The sequence below is a fragment of the Streptomyces beihaiensis genome (assembly GCF_026274175.1).
GTDB classification, from domain to species: Bacteria; Actinomycetota; Actinomycetes; order Streptomycetales; family Streptomycetaceae; genus Streptomyces; species Streptomyces beihaiensis.
In genome coordinates, this window is the sequence record NZ_JAPHNL010000070.1 from 1 (window position 1) to 14,456 (window position 14,456).

At 70.8% G+C, this 14,456-nt stretch carries 15 protein-coding genes; 3 read left to right on the forward strand and 12 right to left on the reverse strand.

The features are described 5' to 3' along the window. The 3 genes from hemA to OFY01_RS08780 all read right to left on the reverse strand — a co-directional run. The coding region (hemA, locus tag OFY01_RS08770) for a glutamyl-tRNA reductase (RefSeq protein WP_266597974.1) at positions 1 to 1,064 on the reverse strand (1,064 nt) is incomplete at its 3' end. After that, entirely contained in the window at positions 1,061 to 1,873 is an 813-nt protein-coding gene (locus OFY01_RS08775; protein ID WP_266597976.1) for a redox-sensing transcriptional repressor Rex, read from the reverse strand. The genes hemA and OFY01_RS08775, both read right to left, overlap by 4 nt. Before the next feature lie 365 nt (positions 1,874 to 2,238). Beyond that, positions 2,239 to 2,517: a glutaredoxin family protein gene (locus tag OFY01_RS08780; protein WP_266597978.1), complete on the reverse strand. Its 279-nt coding sequence runs from the start codon at positions 2,515 to 2,517 to the stop codon at positions 2,239 to 2,241. A 140-nt stretch (positions 2,518 to 2,657) separates the two neighbouring features. Here OFY01_RS08780 and OFY01_RS08785 point away from each other — a divergent pair, with 140 nt between their 5' ends. The 3 genes from OFY01_RS08785 to OFY01_RS08795 all read left to right on the forward strand — a co-directional run bounded on the left by OFY01_RS08785 (position 2,658) and on the right by OFY01_RS08795 (position 6,306). After that, on the forward strand, positions 2,658 to 3,620 hold the full coding sequence (locus OFY01_RS08785; protein WP_266597980.1) for an HAD family hydrolase: 963 nt from the start codon (positions 2,658 to 2,660) through the stop codon (positions 3,618 to 3,620). A gap of 356 nt (positions 3,621 to 3,976) precedes the next feature. Continuing rightward, positions 3,977 to 4,780, forward strand: a complete 804-nt coding sequence (locus OFY01_RS08790; RefSeq protein WP_266597982.1) for an ECF subfamily RNA polymerase sigma factor, BldN family — start codon at positions 3,977 to 3,979, stop codon at positions 4,778 to 4,780. A 251-nt stretch (positions 4,781 to 5,031) separates the two neighbouring features. Next, positions 5,032 to 6,306, forward strand: a complete 1,275-nt coding sequence (locus OFY01_RS08795; RefSeq protein ID WP_266597984.1) for a DUF5667 domain-containing protein — start codon at positions 5,032 to 5,034, stop codon at positions 6,304 to 6,306. A gap of 103 nt (positions 6,307 to 6,409) precedes the next feature. On the opposite strand, the gene OFY01_RS08800 is transcribed toward OFY01_RS08795, so the two are convergent. The 9 genes from OFY01_RS08800 to OFY01_RS08840 all read right to left on the reverse strand — a co-directional run bounded on the left by OFY01_RS08800 (position 6,410) and on the right by OFY01_RS08840 (position 14,426). Beyond that, positions 6,410 to 7,501: a lysophospholipid acyltransferase family protein gene (locus OFY01_RS08800; RefSeq protein ID WP_266597986.1), complete on the reverse strand. Its 1,092-nt coding sequence runs from the start codon at positions 7,499 to 7,501 to the stop codon at positions 6,410 to 6,412. A gap of 14 nt (positions 7,502 to 7,515) precedes the next feature. Further along, positions 7,516 to 8,613 (reverse strand): NAD-dependent epimerase/dehydratase family protein, encoded by a 1,098-nt coding sequence (locus OFY01_RS08805; protein WP_266597996.1) that lies wholly within the window; start codon positions 8,611 to 8,613, stop codon positions 7,516 to 7,518. 235 nt (positions 8,614 to 8,848) lie between these two features. After that, a complete protein-coding gene (locus OFY01_RS08810) occupies positions 8,849 to 8,947 on the reverse strand; it encodes a 30S ribosomal protein bS22 (protein ID WP_003948845.1) in 99 nt (32 codons plus the stop codon). Positions 8,948 to 9,129: 182 nt separating this feature from the next. After that, positions 9,130 to 9,339: a helix-turn-helix domain-containing protein gene (locus OFY01_RS08815; protein ID WP_266597988.1), complete on the reverse strand. Its 210-nt coding sequence runs from the start codon at positions 9,337 to 9,339 to the stop codon at positions 9,130 to 9,132. Positions 9,340 to 9,499: 160 nt separating this feature from the next. Then, entirely contained in the window at positions 9,500 to 10,315 is an 816-nt protein-coding gene (locus OFY01_RS08820; protein WP_266597990.1) for a phosphatase, read from the reverse strand. A gap of 242 nt (positions 10,316 to 10,557) precedes the next feature. Next, positions 10,558 to 11,733 (reverse strand): acetoin utilization protein AcuC, encoded by a 1,176-nt coding sequence (locus tag OFY01_RS08825; protein ID WP_266597992.1) that lies wholly within the window; start codon positions 11,731 to 11,733, stop codon positions 10,558 to 10,560. Beyond that, positions 11,684 to 12,937, reverse strand: coding sequence for an MFS transporter (locus tag OFY01_RS08830; protein ID WP_407700305.1), 1,254 nt, complete (start codon positions 12,935 to 12,937; stop codon positions 11,684 to 11,686). The genes OFY01_RS08825 and OFY01_RS08830 overlap by 50 nt, the downstream gene beginning before the upstream one ends. Positions 12,938 to 12,980: 43 nt before the next feature. After that, positions 12,981 to 13,679 carry a VC0807 family protein gene (locus tag OFY01_RS08835; protein WP_266597994.1) on the reverse strand — a complete coding sequence of 233 codons (699 nt, stop codon included), beginning with the start codon at positions 13,677 to 13,679 and terminating at the stop codon, positions 12,981 to 12,983. A gap of 102 nt (positions 13,680 to 13,781) precedes the next feature. After that, positions 13,782 to 14,426 carry an HAD family hydrolase gene (locus tag OFY01_RS08840; RefSeq protein ID WP_266598000.1) on the reverse strand — a complete coding sequence of 215 codons (645 nt, stop codon included), beginning with the start codon at positions 14,424 to 14,426 and terminating at the stop codon, positions 13,782 to 13,784. Between the last annotated feature and the right edge of the window lie 30 nt (positions 14,427 to 14,456).

Below are 14,456 nucleotides of genomic sequence, written 5' to 3' on the forward strand. Positions count from 1 at the left end.
GCACCGGTCGGCGCGCTGGTGCGGTCGCCGGGCGCGTTGTCGACCCAGGCGCCGTGCTGTTCCAGGGCGGCGGCGTCGAAACCGGCGACCGCGGCCTCGCCCTCGACCGAGAACCCGCCGCGTACGGCGCTCACGTCGACCGGGCAGCCGTCGGCCGGGCAGCCGTCCGCGGTCTTCTCGGTGGCGCCGGGCGCGGTGGTCGCGGGCGCCTCGGCGCCCGCGGTGGGCGTGCGGCCCGCGACCGACGCGCGTACGTCGGTGCCGGTCAGGACCAGGCCGGTGGCGCCGGTGCAGGAGATGGCGACGTCGGCACGTGCCAGCTCGTGCGCGACCGCGTCCATCGGGACGGCGCGGGCGCTCGCCCCGCCGTCGCGGAGGATCTCGGTCAGCCGCTCGGCGCGCTCCAGCGTCCGGTTGGCGACGACGACCTCGGCCACTCCGGCGCGTGCGAGGGTCGCCGCGGCCAGCGAGGACATCGAGCCCGCGCCGATGACCAGCGCCCTCTTGCCCCGCGCCCAGGTCTCGACCGGGCCGTGGCCCACGGCGAGCTGTTCGAGGCCGAAGGTGACCAGGGACTGGCCGGCCCGGTCGATACCGGTCTCGGAGTGGGCGCGCTTGCCGACGCGCAACGCCTGCTGGAACAGGTCGTTGAGCAGTTTGCCCGCGGAGTGCAGCTCCTGCGCCCCGGCGAGCGTGTCCTTGATCTGCCCGAGGATCTGGCCCTCGCCGACCACCATCGAGTCGAGCCCGCACGCCACCGAGAACAGGTGGTGCACGGCCCGGTCCTCGTAGTGCACGTAGAGATAGGGGGTGAGCTCGTCCAGGCCGACACCGCTGTGCTGGGCCAGCAGTGTCGACAGCTCGGCGACACCCGCGTGGAACTTGTCCACGTCCGCGTACAGCTCGATGCGGTTGCAGGTGGCGAGCAGCGCGGCCTCGGCGGCCGGTTCGGCGGCGAGGGTGTCGAGCACCAGCTTCGCCTGGGTGTCAGGGTTCAGCGCCGCACGCTCCAGGACGCTGACCGGAGCGCTGCGGTGGCTGAGACCGACGACGAGCAGACTCATGCCGGCATCACGGCGGGCACGTCCCCGTCGGGCCCCTTGTTGTCGTCCCCGGCACGGTCGCTGTCCGCGGTGGTGGCGGGCTTGGTGACCTTGGCGGCGGCGCCCTCGACTCCGACGGCTCCCTCGGCCTCGGCCGGTGCGCCGCCCTCGCCGGCCTTGCGCTGCTCGTGGAAGGCGAGGATCTGAAGCTCGATGGAGAGGTCGACCTTGCGCACGTCGACGCCGTCCGGCACGGACAGGACGGTCGGCGCGAAGTTCAGGATGGAGGTGACACCCGCGGCGACGAGCCGGTCGCAGACCTGCTGCGCGGCGCCGGCCGGGGTGGCGATGACACCGATGGAGACCTCGTTCTCCACGATGATCTTCTCGAGTTCGTCGGTGTGCCGCACGGGCATCCCGGCCACGAGCTTGCCCGTCATGGCCGCATCGGCGTCTATCAGGGCGGCGACCCGGAAACCGCGCGAGGCGAAACCGCCGTAATTGGCGAGCGCCGCGCCGAGGTTACCGATACCGACGATGACGACGGGCCAGTCCTGGGTGAGGCCCAGCTCGCGGGAGATCTGGTAGACGAGGTACTCGACGTCGTAGCCGACACCGCGGGTGCCGTACGAGCCGAGGTACGAGAAGTCCTTGCGCAGCTTCGCGGAGTTGACTCCCGCGGCGGCCGCGAGCTCCTCGGAGGAGACCGTGGGCACGGAGCGCTCCGACAGCGCGGTCAGGGCTCTCAGGTACAGCGGAAGCCTGGCGACAGTCGCCTCGGGAATCCCTCGGCTACGGGTCGCCGGTCGGTGAGATCGGCCAGTTGCCACGGTGCTCCTGCGGGTAGAGCGGGGCTGTGGGCGGCCTTGTGTGCGGTGACCACCCCGTCGAATGCAGGCTATGTCTTTGTGAACGCGTGCACAAAGATGGTGTCCGATTTGCCCGCCCAACGTGACCGGGGTCACGCACGCCCCGCGCACGGAAACGGAACCGGAGCGCGGGCGACCTCGTTGTGCACCTGAGGGCACATGTGAGGGAGCCAAGACCGCACACCTTCCTTGAACGTTGCGTGAAATCCGCGCCCCCGAGACCAGAACACCCTCGATCCTAAGCGACTTTCAGGACCACTTGGACTGACCGGTCAGTGATCTGCGCGACCGTCGGCCGGCGCCGGAAGGCGCGCGGACACGCCGCGTCATTGCGTGAGCGCGCGCCGCAGCCGTTCCTCCTTCACCCGCCAGAAGTCGTGCTGCGCGCCGTCCACGAGGACGACCGGGATCTGCTCCCAGTACGTGCGGTAGAGCTCCTGGTCCTCCTCGATGTTCTTCGACTCCCACGCGGCGCCGACCTCGGCGCACACCTTCTCGATCACCACCTGCGCGTCGTCGCACAGATGGCATCCCGGCTTCCGGATCAGCGTGACGACCCGGTCCTGGGGCTTCTTCTTCTCACCACGGCGAAAGAGCGGACTCATACCGTCCATTCTGGCTCCGCGTCCACGCCACCCGGACACCTGCCGGTAATCCACCGGACTCCGGACCACCGAACAGACTGGCTATGCTCACGGCATGCCCCTCCCGCCGCCCGACCACCAACCCCAGTAGGAGGCACTCCGTGCCGCAGCCCTGGACCGGATTCGGATGGCTCACCCCCTCCAGGCGCTCCGCCACCGCGCGAAGCGTGCTGGCGGGCGAAGCCTCGGCGGAGGCCGCCCGCAAGTCCTCCCAGGAGCTGGAGGAACAGACGGCCGCGCCCGCGCCCGAGGAAGCCGAAGCGGCGGCGGAGCCGGAGTTCCCGGTCGTCGGCGACGCCCTTGCGGCCGCCTTCTTCGACCTCGACAACACCGTGATGCAGGGCGCCGCGATCTTCCACTTCGGCCGCGGCCTGTACAAGCGGAAGTTCTTCCAGCGCCGCGAACTGACCCGGTTCGCCTGGCAGCAGGCATGGTTCCGGATCGCCGGGGTCGAGGACCCCGAGCACATGCAGGACGCCCGCGACAGCGCGCTCTCCATCGTCAAGGGGCACCGGGTCGCCGAGCTGATGTCGATCGGCGAGGAGATCTACGACGAGTACATGGCCGAGCGGATCTGGCCCGGCACCCGCGCCCTCGCCCAGGCCCACCTGGACGCGGGCCAGAAGGTCTGGCTGGTCACCGCCGCCCCGGTCGAGATCGCCACGGTCATCGCCCGCCGCCTCGGCCTCACCGGCGCGCTCGGCACCGTGGCCGAGTCCATCGGCGGTGTCTACACCGGCAAGCTCGTCGGCGAACCGCTGCACGGGCCCGCGAAGGCGGAGGCCGTACGGGCGCTCGCGTCCGCGGAGGGCCTGGAGCTCGGCCGCTGCGCCGCGTACAGCGACTCGCACAACGACATCCCGATGCTCTCGCTGGTCGGGCACCCGTACGCGATCAACCCCGACGCCAAACTGCGCAAGCACGCGCGCGAACGCGACTGGCGGCTTCGCGACTACCGCACCGGCCGCAAGGCCGCGAGGATCGGCATCCCGGCGGCGGCCGGGGCCGGGGCCGTCGCGGGCGGCACGGCGGCGGCGATCGCGCTGCACCGGCGCCGTCACTGACCGACACCCCCGGGCACTCAAGACTCCGGGCGCCCGACGGCTCCTGGCCCTCCAAGGCATCCCGGTGGTTTACCCGCGCCCCGCGCCGGTCAGTCCGGTTGATACCACTCGGCCACAACGCGTCACGGCAGCAGCCCGAACATGAACTAATCCGATCAACAAACGGTCACTCTCTGATACTTAGAGCGTCACTGAACGCATAGAGAAGTGACGGAACCGACGATTTGAGCAACCGGGTGTAGCGCTCCCTGCACGAAGCGTTATTCTCCTCAGACGCAAACCGGTACCCACGCGTCAGCACGACGGGTGAACGGTCCCGCACTGCACGTGATGGAAGCTCTGCCTCTGGGAGTCCCGTGTACCCACACGTCGGGGTTGACGCCTCGGGCCTGGCTACGCTGCGCGCAACGGTCGCCGACCGCCTGCGCGGCTTCGTCCCCACCGCGTACGCCGTCCCCGCACTCGCCGTCCCTGCGCCCGCGTCCGCCGTCCCCGCGACCGCAAGTCCTTGCTTTGCCATGGCCGACAGCACCACCGCCGGCACCGTCCGCAGACGCGCACGCTCCGGTTCGGCGGGCACGTCCACCGCACGCCGTCCCGCCGCGGACAGCGACAGCGCCCGCATGATGGACCTGGTCGAACGCGCCCAGGGCGGCGAGGCCGACGCGTTCGGCCGCCTCTACGACCAGTACAGCGACACGGTGTACCGGTACATCTACTACCGCGTCGGCGGGAAGGCGACGGCGGAGGACCTCACCAGCGAGACCTTCCTGCGCGCCCTGCGCCGGATCAGCACCTTCACCTGGCAGGGCCGCGACTTCGGCGCCTGGCTGGTCACGATCGCGCGCAACCTGGTCGCCGACCACTTCAAGTCGAGCCGCTTCCGCCTCGAAGTCACCACCGGCGAGATGCTCGACGCAAACGAGGTGGAGCGCTCCCCCGAGGAGTCGGTCCTGGAGTCGCTCTCCAACGCGGCCCTGCTCGACGCCGTGCGCCGCCTCAATCCGCAGCAGCAGGAGTGCGTCACGCTCCGCTTCCTGCAGGGCCTGTCCGTCGCCGAGACCGCGCGCGTGATGGGCAAGAACGAGGGTGCGATCAAGACCCTCCAGTACCGGGCCGTACGCACCCTCGCCCGGCTCCTCCCGGACGACGCGCGCTGAGAACGGCTCCCCCGGCCCGTGACCGTCACTGTTCGCGTTTCCCAACTCACCTTCGGTGAAAGGGAGATGCGAGCACAGTCGGATCATCTTTCGTCCGTAACCCAAGTGCCGCGTCGCTCGTTGTGCGGGATGCAGGCTCCCTGTGGTCACCCTCAAGCGCGCGACTCACTCGTTCGTGTACAAGCGCGCTGGGCGTGCAACCCCGGGATCGCCTGGGGAGTCGACCGTCATGACGAGAGGAGGTGCCGCCAGTGATCGCGAACGTATCGGCACACCGGCGGGCGAACGCCTTCGCCCAGGCCCTGGAGGACCAGTCGGACCGGGACACGGCGGCGCGACCGCCGGAGGACCCGGCGGTCCACCAGGGCGACGAGGCCGAGCAGAGCGGACTGCTGTCCCTGACAGCGGCCCTCGGCGAGCTGCCGAAACCCGCACTGGACCCCGAGGTCAAGGTGGTGCAGCGGGCCCAGCTCGTGGCCGCCATGGAGGCCATGGTCCAGGAGGGCGGCACGGCCCCTTCCGTGCCCGAACAAGTGGCGCGGGGCGAAGCGGCTTCCTTGCAGGGGCGGTGGTGGGAGACCGGCGGGCGGAGCAAACCGAAGGGCTCCCATCGCGGCGCCGGTTCGCTGCGCAAGCTCAGGCCCCGATCCCGCCTGACCAAGGGCATCGCCGCGGGCGGACTCACGGTCGGCGTGGCCGCGGGCGCGTTCAGCGGTGTCGCCGCCGCGAGCTCCCACGCCCTGCCCGGCGACTCGCTCTACGGGCTCAAGCGCGGCATGGAGGACCTCAAGCTCGGCATGGCCGACTCGGACTCCGCCAAGGGCCAGATCTACCTGGACCAGGCGTCGACGCGGCTCAACGAAGCACGCAGGCTGATGGACCGCGGCCGCGGCGGCCACCTCGACCACGAGTCGGTCGGCGAGGTCAGGCGCGCGCTCTCGGGGATGCGGTACGACGCGTCCGAGGGCCACCGGCTGCTCAGCGAGGCGTACAAGCGAGACGGCTCACTCGGCCCGATCCAGGCCCTGTCGGCGTTCTCCGACTCGCACCGCAAGGCATGGACGGCCCTCAGCGAGGGCCTCCCGGTCCAGCTCGGCGACGTACGGGACCAGGTGACCTCGGTCTTCGCCGCCATAGACGAGGAAGTCGACCCGCTGCGCCCGATGCTGCCGAAGGCCCCCGGCAAGGACGGCACGGCACGCCCCGGCGCCGGTGCCACGTCCCCCGGGACCTCCGGTACCCGCCGCTCCACCCCGTCCGGCCCGGCCGACAGCGGACACAGCGGCAGCGGTTCGACGTCCCCCGAACCGTCGGACTCCAGCACCGCGAAGGACCGCGACGGCCTCCTGGGCGGCGCGGCGGGCGGCCTCCTCGACCCGCCCAAGGACGAGACGACACCGGCCCCGTCCGACGGCAGCACGTCCGACTCGCCCGACGCGGGCGTCCCCAAGCCGGATGTGACCCTGCCACCCCTCCTGCCGGGCCTGCTGCCGGGCCTGGGCGTGGACGGGGAGGACGCGAAGTGACCTGACGAGGGGCCGAGGGGCCCGGGGCTCCGCCCCGGGCCCCTCAGTGTGCGGCGGCGCTCAGAAGACTCAGAAGAACACCAGACTCAGAAGAACACCGGGCTCAGAAGAACACCGACCGCCGCTGCACAAGCAGCTTGTACAGCGTGTGCTGGATCTGCTCACGCACCTGGTCGGTCAGGTTGAACATCAGCATCGGGTCGTCGGCCGCCTCCGGTGGATACCCGTCCGTCGCGATCGGCTCCCCGAACTGGATCGTCCACTTCGTCGGCAGCGGCACCGCGCCCAGCGGCCCCAGCCACGGAAACGTGGGAGTCAGAGGGAAGTACGGGAAGCCGAGCACCCGCGCCACCGTCTTCGCGTTGCCGATCATCGGGTAGATCTCCTCCGCCCCGACGATCGAGCACGGCACGATCGGCGTCCCGGCCCGCAGCGCGGTCGACACGAAGCCGCCCCGCCCGAACCGCTGCAACTTGTACCGCTCGCTGAACGGCTTGCCGATCCCCTTGAACCCCTCCGGCATCACGCCGACCAGCTCGCCGCTCTCCAGGAGGCGCTGCGCGTCCTCCGCGCACGCGAGCGTGTGCCCCGCCTTGCGGGCCAGCTCGTTGACGACCGGCAGCATGAACACCAAGTCGGCCGCGAGCAGCCGCAGATGGCGCCCCGCCGGGTGATGGTCGTGGACCGCGACCTGCATCATCAGGCCGTCCAGCGGCAGCGTCCCCGAGTGGTTGGCGACGATCAGCGCCCCGCCGTCCGCCGGAACGTTCTCGACGCCCTTCACCTCCACGCGGAAGTACGTCTCGTAGAAGGGGCGCAGCAGCGACATGAGGACCTGGTCGGTGAGCTCCTCGTCGTAGCCGAACTCGTCGACCTCGTACTCACCCGTGACCCGCCGCCGCAGGAACGCGAGCCCGCCGGCGACCCGCCGCTCCCAGCCGCCGCCCCGCCCGGCCGACGCCGTCCGGGTGCCGGGCTCCGGCCGCTGACCGGGCGGCGGCACCGGCAGCGGCTGCACCTCCCGGACGGGCGCGGCGCCTGGCTCGCCCCCCTTGCCGCGCCGCCCCGAGCCGCCCAGGCCACCGCCCCTGCGGCGCACAGCGCTCTTGCCGGAACCCTTTCCGGATGCCTTACCGGCACCGGCCGCCCCCCGCGGCCTGTCGTCGTCGAACGGAATGACCTTGGCGTCCGCCATCGTTGCTGCGCTCCTCAGTCGGCGCTGTGCGTCGGGGGGTGGCTGGGGTGGTTCGAGGGGCTCGGGGTGTGTGTGCGGCCGCGCAGGAAGGGCAGCGCGGCGACCTTGTCCACGGCTCCGGCGAGCGCCTGCGGCGGGAGCATCCCGGGCCCCCGGCTCCGTGCGAAGTCGGCGAAGGCCCCCGCGGTCGTGTAGCGGGGCCCGAACCCCAGGGTCTCGCGCATCTGGGTCGTCGACACCACCCGCCCGTGCGTGAGCAGCCTGATCTGCTCGGGCGAGAAATCGGTCGCCCCCAGCGTACGCAGCGCTCCGCCCGCCCAGGTCACGGCGGGCAGCAGCAGCGGGACCGTGGGCCGTCCGAGACGGCGCGCGCACTGCGAGAGCAACAGGACGCCGTCGCCCGCGATGTTGAACGTCCCGCTGTTCATGGTGGAACGTTCCGGCTCGTGCGCACCGATCCGCAGCACCTCGATCACGTCGTCCTCGTGGACGAACTGGAGGCGCGGGTCGTAGCCGAACACGGTCGGAAGGACCGGCAGCGAGAAGTATCCGGCGAGCGGCGAATCGGCCGAGGGCCCCAGAATGTTGGCGAACCGCAGCACGCACACGGCGACGTCGGGACGGCGCCGGGCGAAGCCCCGCACATACCCCTCGACCTCGACGGCGTCCTTGGCGAAGCCGCCGCTCGGCAGCGACTTCGGCGGCGTCGTCTCGCTGAACACCGCGGGGTCGCGGGGCGCGGCCCCGTACACGTTCGTACTCGACTTCACCACCAGGCGCCGCACGCTCGGCGACTTCTGGCACGCGCCGAGCAGCTGCATCGTGCCGATGACGTTGGTCTCCTTGACCGAGCCCCGGCTGCCACCGCCCAGGGGAGTGATGCCGCTGACGTCCATGTGGACGACCGTGTCGACCCGGTGCTCGGCGAGCACGCGCGCGATCGTCGGCTGCCGGATGTCGGCCTGCAGGAAGTCGGCGCCGCCCAGGTGGTGCGCGGGCGGCACCGCGTCCACCCCGATCACCCGGTCCACCTCGGGATCGCGCTGGATGCGCCGTACGAAACGGCCGCTCAGCTGCCGGGCCACCCCGGTCACGAGCACGACTTTGCCCAAGATCAGCGCCTGCCTTCCGTGCCAGCCCTGCCGCGCCTCGCGCCCCACGCGCTTGCCGCGGGACACGTTAGCGGGTCGATGTTGCGCTGTGATGACCGCGTGATGCACATCGTGACGAGAGTCGGCCGGATCATGTCGCCACCGGTAGGGCCCCAGGGCCCGAAAAACACCGCGGCCCTCCCACCGAAACGGTGGAAGGGCCACGGAACACGCTCGCTGTACGGACAGCGGTCGCTTACTTCTTGTTGCGACGCTGCACACGCGTGCGCTTCAGCAGCTTGCGGTGCTTCTTCTTGGCCATCCGCTTGCGGCGCTTCTTGATAACAGAGCCCACGACTACCCTCGCTCACTTCTGGGACAACCCCCGCGATGCGGGGACAATCACTCGGTGCGGGGCTGCATTGGGGCCCACACGACCTACGAGGGGCTAGCCTACCCCGCCCTCGAGTGAGCGCGGTAATCGAGTCCTGCCCGGGGGCCACGACAGGTGTCGACGAGGCCCCCGGCCGGCGCCGATCAGACTGTTTCCACCCCCACATAGGACTCGCGGAGGTACTCGTGAACCGCTTGCTCCGGAACGCGGAAGCTCCGCCCCACCCGGATCGCGGGCAGATGACCGCTGTGCACCAACCGGTACACGGTCATCTTGGAGACTCGCATGACCGCGGCGACTTCCGCCACGGTCAGGAAGACCACCTCGTTCAGAGGCCTACTCTCAGCAGCCATGACACACCTGAACCTTCCGCACTCGACGGCCACCGGCTTCCCCTTCCGGTGACTCAACGTCGCTGCGTGCTCACTCCCCAGACTAGAGGCGGGTGATGCGAGTGGGGAAGAGGAGCGAAGTGGAGCTGACAGGAGCGAGGAGAAGCCACAAACGAGCGCCTTACTGTGACAGACACGCTTGATTGAGTACATAGCGCGTCAGCGGGCGGTAGTAGTCGGCGCGCACGGCGTCGTCGAGCGGAACCACGACGGACACCCGCCCCTCGGCCTCACCCACGAACAACGAGGGGTCGTCCGTATCGGCGAGCCCGATGGCATCGAACCCCAACTGACCTGCGCCGCAGACCCACCCGTGGTCCCCCACCACCAGGTCGGGCAGCGGCCCGCCGGTCTCCGCGAGCGCGGCCAGCGCGGTACGGACCGGGAGCGGCGAATGGGTGTGTGCGCCGGTGCCACTGGCGTCCGGGCACACGCCGGGTTCCCGCACCAACGCGACTCCCCGTACGTAGTCGAGGATGTACGTGCGTAGGCCGAACCGGGTCGAAATGTCGACACAGCGACCCTTCGCGGGGGTGAGAACCAGACATCCGGCCGCCGACAGGGCATCCGCCAACGCGGCGTAGAAACCAAGCAGTCGATGCGGGTGACCGGTCCCGAACAGCACGGGAGACCTCGCCTCGGCCGCCCGCCCGATCCGGTCGGCGAACGCGTCGAGCCCCGCCACGGTCCGCTCCGGGTCGATCACGTCCTGCCCGGACGTGCACGCCGGGTCCCCGGACACCCCGCATTTGTCCGCCATGAGCGCGATCAGGTCCCGCTGCGCCCAGGACCACTCCGGATCGAGGCCGAGCAGCACCCTCGGGTCCCGCGCCGCGAAGAGCCGATAACTGCGCAGGCTCTCCTCCCGCGAGGTCGCCACAGTCCCGGCGAGCCGGGCCGCCAACAGATGCGCCCGCAGGGCTCCGGTGCTCAACACGCCTGCGATGCTCGCCCATCCACCCCGCGCCCACCTCGAATTCCCCGAAACACCCCACAGTCGGAGTAACCGACGCCACCTCGCGGGTACGACCCCGGGGGGCCTGGCACCGATCGTCCCCCTCCCGCCGGGCGCCGACTGCCGCGCCGCCCGGGGCGGCAGGGTGCGCTAGGCGGCAGGGTGGGCGAGGCGCGCCAGAGAGACGGACCGGCCCCGCCGGGACGCGGCACGCCGCCACCCCGTTACGGCAACAGCCCTCGCAGCGGATACACGGCCTTCCGCGTAGCCAGAATCGCCTGATCCACCCGGTCGGCCGGGTCGTAACCGGCCGACCACTCCCGGAACCCCACGGGCCACCGCCCGTCGGTCATCCGCGCCGGCGCCAACTGCCGAGTCCGCGCGAACACTTCCTGCCGCCACCCGTCAGGGATCACCGTCTCCGGCGCGACCTCCCGCCCCGCCGCGATCCCGACCAGGTGCGCCCACGACCGCGGCACGACGTCCACCACGGCATAACCGCCCCCGCCCAGCGCGACCCACTTCCCGCCCGCGTGCTCGTGCGCCAGCTCGTGACAGGCGACCTGCACGGCCCGCTGCGCGTCGAGCGACACCGCGAGATGCGCCAGCGGATCCTCGAAGTGCGTGTCCGCCCCGTGCTGCGTCACCAGCACCTGAGGCCGAAACTCCGCCACGAGCTCCGGCACCACGGAGTGAAAGGCCCGCACCCACCCCGCGTCCCCCGTCCCCGCGGGCAACGCGACGTTCACGGCCGTCCCCTCCGCCGCCTCGGCGGCCCCGGTCTCCTCCGGCCACCCGGTCTGCGGAAACAACGTCCGCGGATGTTCGTGCAGCGAAACCGTCAGAACCCGCGGGTCCTCCCAGAACGCAGCCTGCACACCGTCCCCGTGATGCACATCCACATCCACGTACGCGACCCGTTCCACCCCCAACTCCAACAACCTGGCGATCGCCAGCGCCGCGTCGTTGTACACACAGAACCCCGACGCCGCCCCCGGCATCGCGTGGTGCAACCCACCCGCGAAGTTCACCGCGTGCGGCGCGTCCCCCCGCCACACCGCCTCCGCGGCCCCCACCGACTGCCCGGCGATGAGCGCGGACACCTCATGCATCCCGGCGAACGCCGGATCGTCGACCGTGCCCAGCCCGTACGACTGATCCGCGGCGCCCGGATCCGCCGACGCGGCCTTCACCGCGGCCACATAGTCCTCACGGTGCACAAGCCGGAGCGTCGACTCCCCCGCCGGCTTGGCCGCGACCACCTCCACCTCACGATCGAGCCCGAGAGCCCCGATCAGCCCACGGGTCAGCACCAGCCGGACCGGGTCCATCGGATGTCCCGGTCCGAAGTCATACCCCGCTACCGCCGGGTCCCACATCAACTGCGTGCGGCCGCTCATGCCCGCCACCGTATCGGCCCGCCCCCACGGCGAAGGAACGGGCGTACAGGAGCGTCACCAGCACCAACGCCATGGGAACGAGCATCGCCCCGCGGTAGTTCCACGCATCGCCCAGAGCCCCCACGAGCGGAGAACCCACCAGGAACCCGACATAGTTGAAGATATTGAGCCGGGCGATCGCCGCGTCCGACGCCCGCGGAAAGAGCCGCCCGGCCGCCGCGAACGTCTGCGGCACGATCACGCAGAGCCCGAGCCCGAGCAGCGTGAACCCCAGCATGCCCACCCACGCCCCCGGCGCCGCGGCCACCACGGCGAACCCGCCCGCGGCGACCAGGGTCCCCACCCGTACCACCGCGACGGCCCCGAACCGCCGCACACCCGCGTCCCCCACGGCCCGGCCCAGCAGCGTCATCACCATGTAGACGTTGTACGGAACCGTCGACAGTTGGTCCGAACTTCCCAGCACGTCCTGGAGGTACTTGGCGCTCCAGTTGGAGACGGTCGAGTCACCGATGTACGCGAACGACATCACCAGGCACAGCGGCAACAACACCTTGAAGACGACCCCACCACCGGCCTGTTCCCCGGCCCCGAACCCCTCCTGCCCGGCCCCGTGGGCCCCGGCCGCACCGCCACCGTTGTCGACGTACCACCAGCTCCCCACCAGACACAGCGGCAACAACACCACGGCGACCGGCACGTACAGCGTGAACAGCGACAGCTGCCAGTGGGCCCCCACCCACGCGAGCGACGCCCCGACGATCCCGCCGAGGCTGAAGGCGGCATGAAAGCCGAGCATGATGCTCCGCCCGTACGCCCGCTGCAGGCTCACCCCGAGCATGTTCATGGACGCGTCCAGCGCCCCCACCGCGAGACCGAACGCCGCGAGGGCGACAGCCACCTCGGGCAGTGAGTCCCCCGCCCCCACGCCCACCAGCGCCAGCAGCACGACGGGCTGCGCCCACCGCAGCACCCGACTGGGCCGCACCCGCTTCACCAGTTGCTCGGTGCACACGCTGCCGACACCGGCAAGGACAGGCACAGCGGCGAGGAACAGCGGCAGCAACCCGTCGGAGATCCCGTACTGGTCCTGAATGGCCGGAATCCGGGTCACCAGCAGCGCGAACGTCGCCCCCTGCGCGAAGAAGCTGAACGCCAGCGCTCCCCGCCCCCGCCGCAGCCCCACTGCTATGCCATCGCTCATGGCGGCACAGCGTATGCGCAAGACCTACCGCTGGGTAGATGGATCAAGCGGCGAATTCCACGGCGGATCCCAGGGGCCGCGCTCCGGCCCTCTGCCGGACGGCTTCCCGGTCCACCGCACTCGCCATCGGCCGGACGCTCCGCCGCACGGCCACCTTGACCACCAACAGCATGATCCCCACCGACACCACCGGCCCCACCGACACCATGGTGCTCACCGGCACGGTGTACGCGCCCACGATCCGGACCACGCTCTCCACCAGCAGCCCACCCCCGACCAGCAGCGAGAACTGCCGCGCCAGCCCGGCGAACGCCCCTCCCCCGTCCGCGAGCCGCTCCCACGCGGCGCCCCGGCCGGCCTCTCCGCGGGTCACCCACGGCTTGAGCACCGCATTCAGCACCGGCCGCCCGAACAATCCCGCCGCGACGAGGACGCACAGCCCGCCGCTCCCCATCAGCACACTGTCCTTGATCAGCAGCAGGCGAGCGTCGCCGGTGAACACGCTCACGGCCAGCGCCAGGACGTTGGACACCAGCATCACCGCGGCGAGCCAGTTCAGCCGCCGTTCGGCCACCAGCCCCCACAGGGCCCGCCCGACCGGCACGACACTGCTCCACGCCAGAGCGGAGACATCACTGAACCCGCATCCCCTCCCGAGCACGTAGTACGCGCCCGTGGGCACGGCCACGTCCACCACCAAAGGCACCAGGCTCCCCGCCAGGCCCCCGCGTCCCTGCTCCATCAATGCCTCCGACCGGTCCGTCACGCCAACAACGCACTCAGCTTCCCTCGCGGCGCCCCTGGTCCGGCAGAGCAGAACATCCACACCTCGGCATGACAGATGTCATTCCAGCAGCCGGGTCAGCTCACCCATGTCACCGAACAGCGCACGGGCGCCGCGCAACCGCTCCGCGGGCGTCATCGCGGTGAACCCGTACACGTCCATCCCGGCCGCGACCGCCGCCCGCACGCCCAACGGGCTGTCCTCGACGACCACACACCTCCCCGGCGCCACCCGCATCCGCTCGGCGGCGTACAGAAACAGATCCGGCGCCGGCTTCCCCCGCCCCACGTCCTGCGAACTGAAGATCCGCTCGTCGTCGAACCACGTGTCGAGCCCGGTCTTCCGATGCCCGACCCGAATCCGCTCATGGCTTCCGGACGACGCCACGCAGTACGCCACCCCGGCCGCGGTCAGCTTCTCCAGTACGTCGACGACTCCCGCGACCGGCTGCAACTCCCGCTCGAACGCGGCGAACACCCGCCCGTGGAACACCTCGTCGAAGTCCTCCGGCAGGCGCTGCCCACTCCGTTCCCACACGAGATCATGTACGCGGTGCATGGCCGCGCCCATGTAGTCCCGCAGGGAGTCCTCGTACGAGGTCGGGTGCCCGAGTTCGGTGAGATAGGCGGCCAGCAACGTATTGGAGATGGGCTCGCTGTCGACGAGGACACCATCATTATCGAAGATGACGAGGTCGTAGTGCATGGACCCGACCCTAAACGCAGAGAAGCGCGG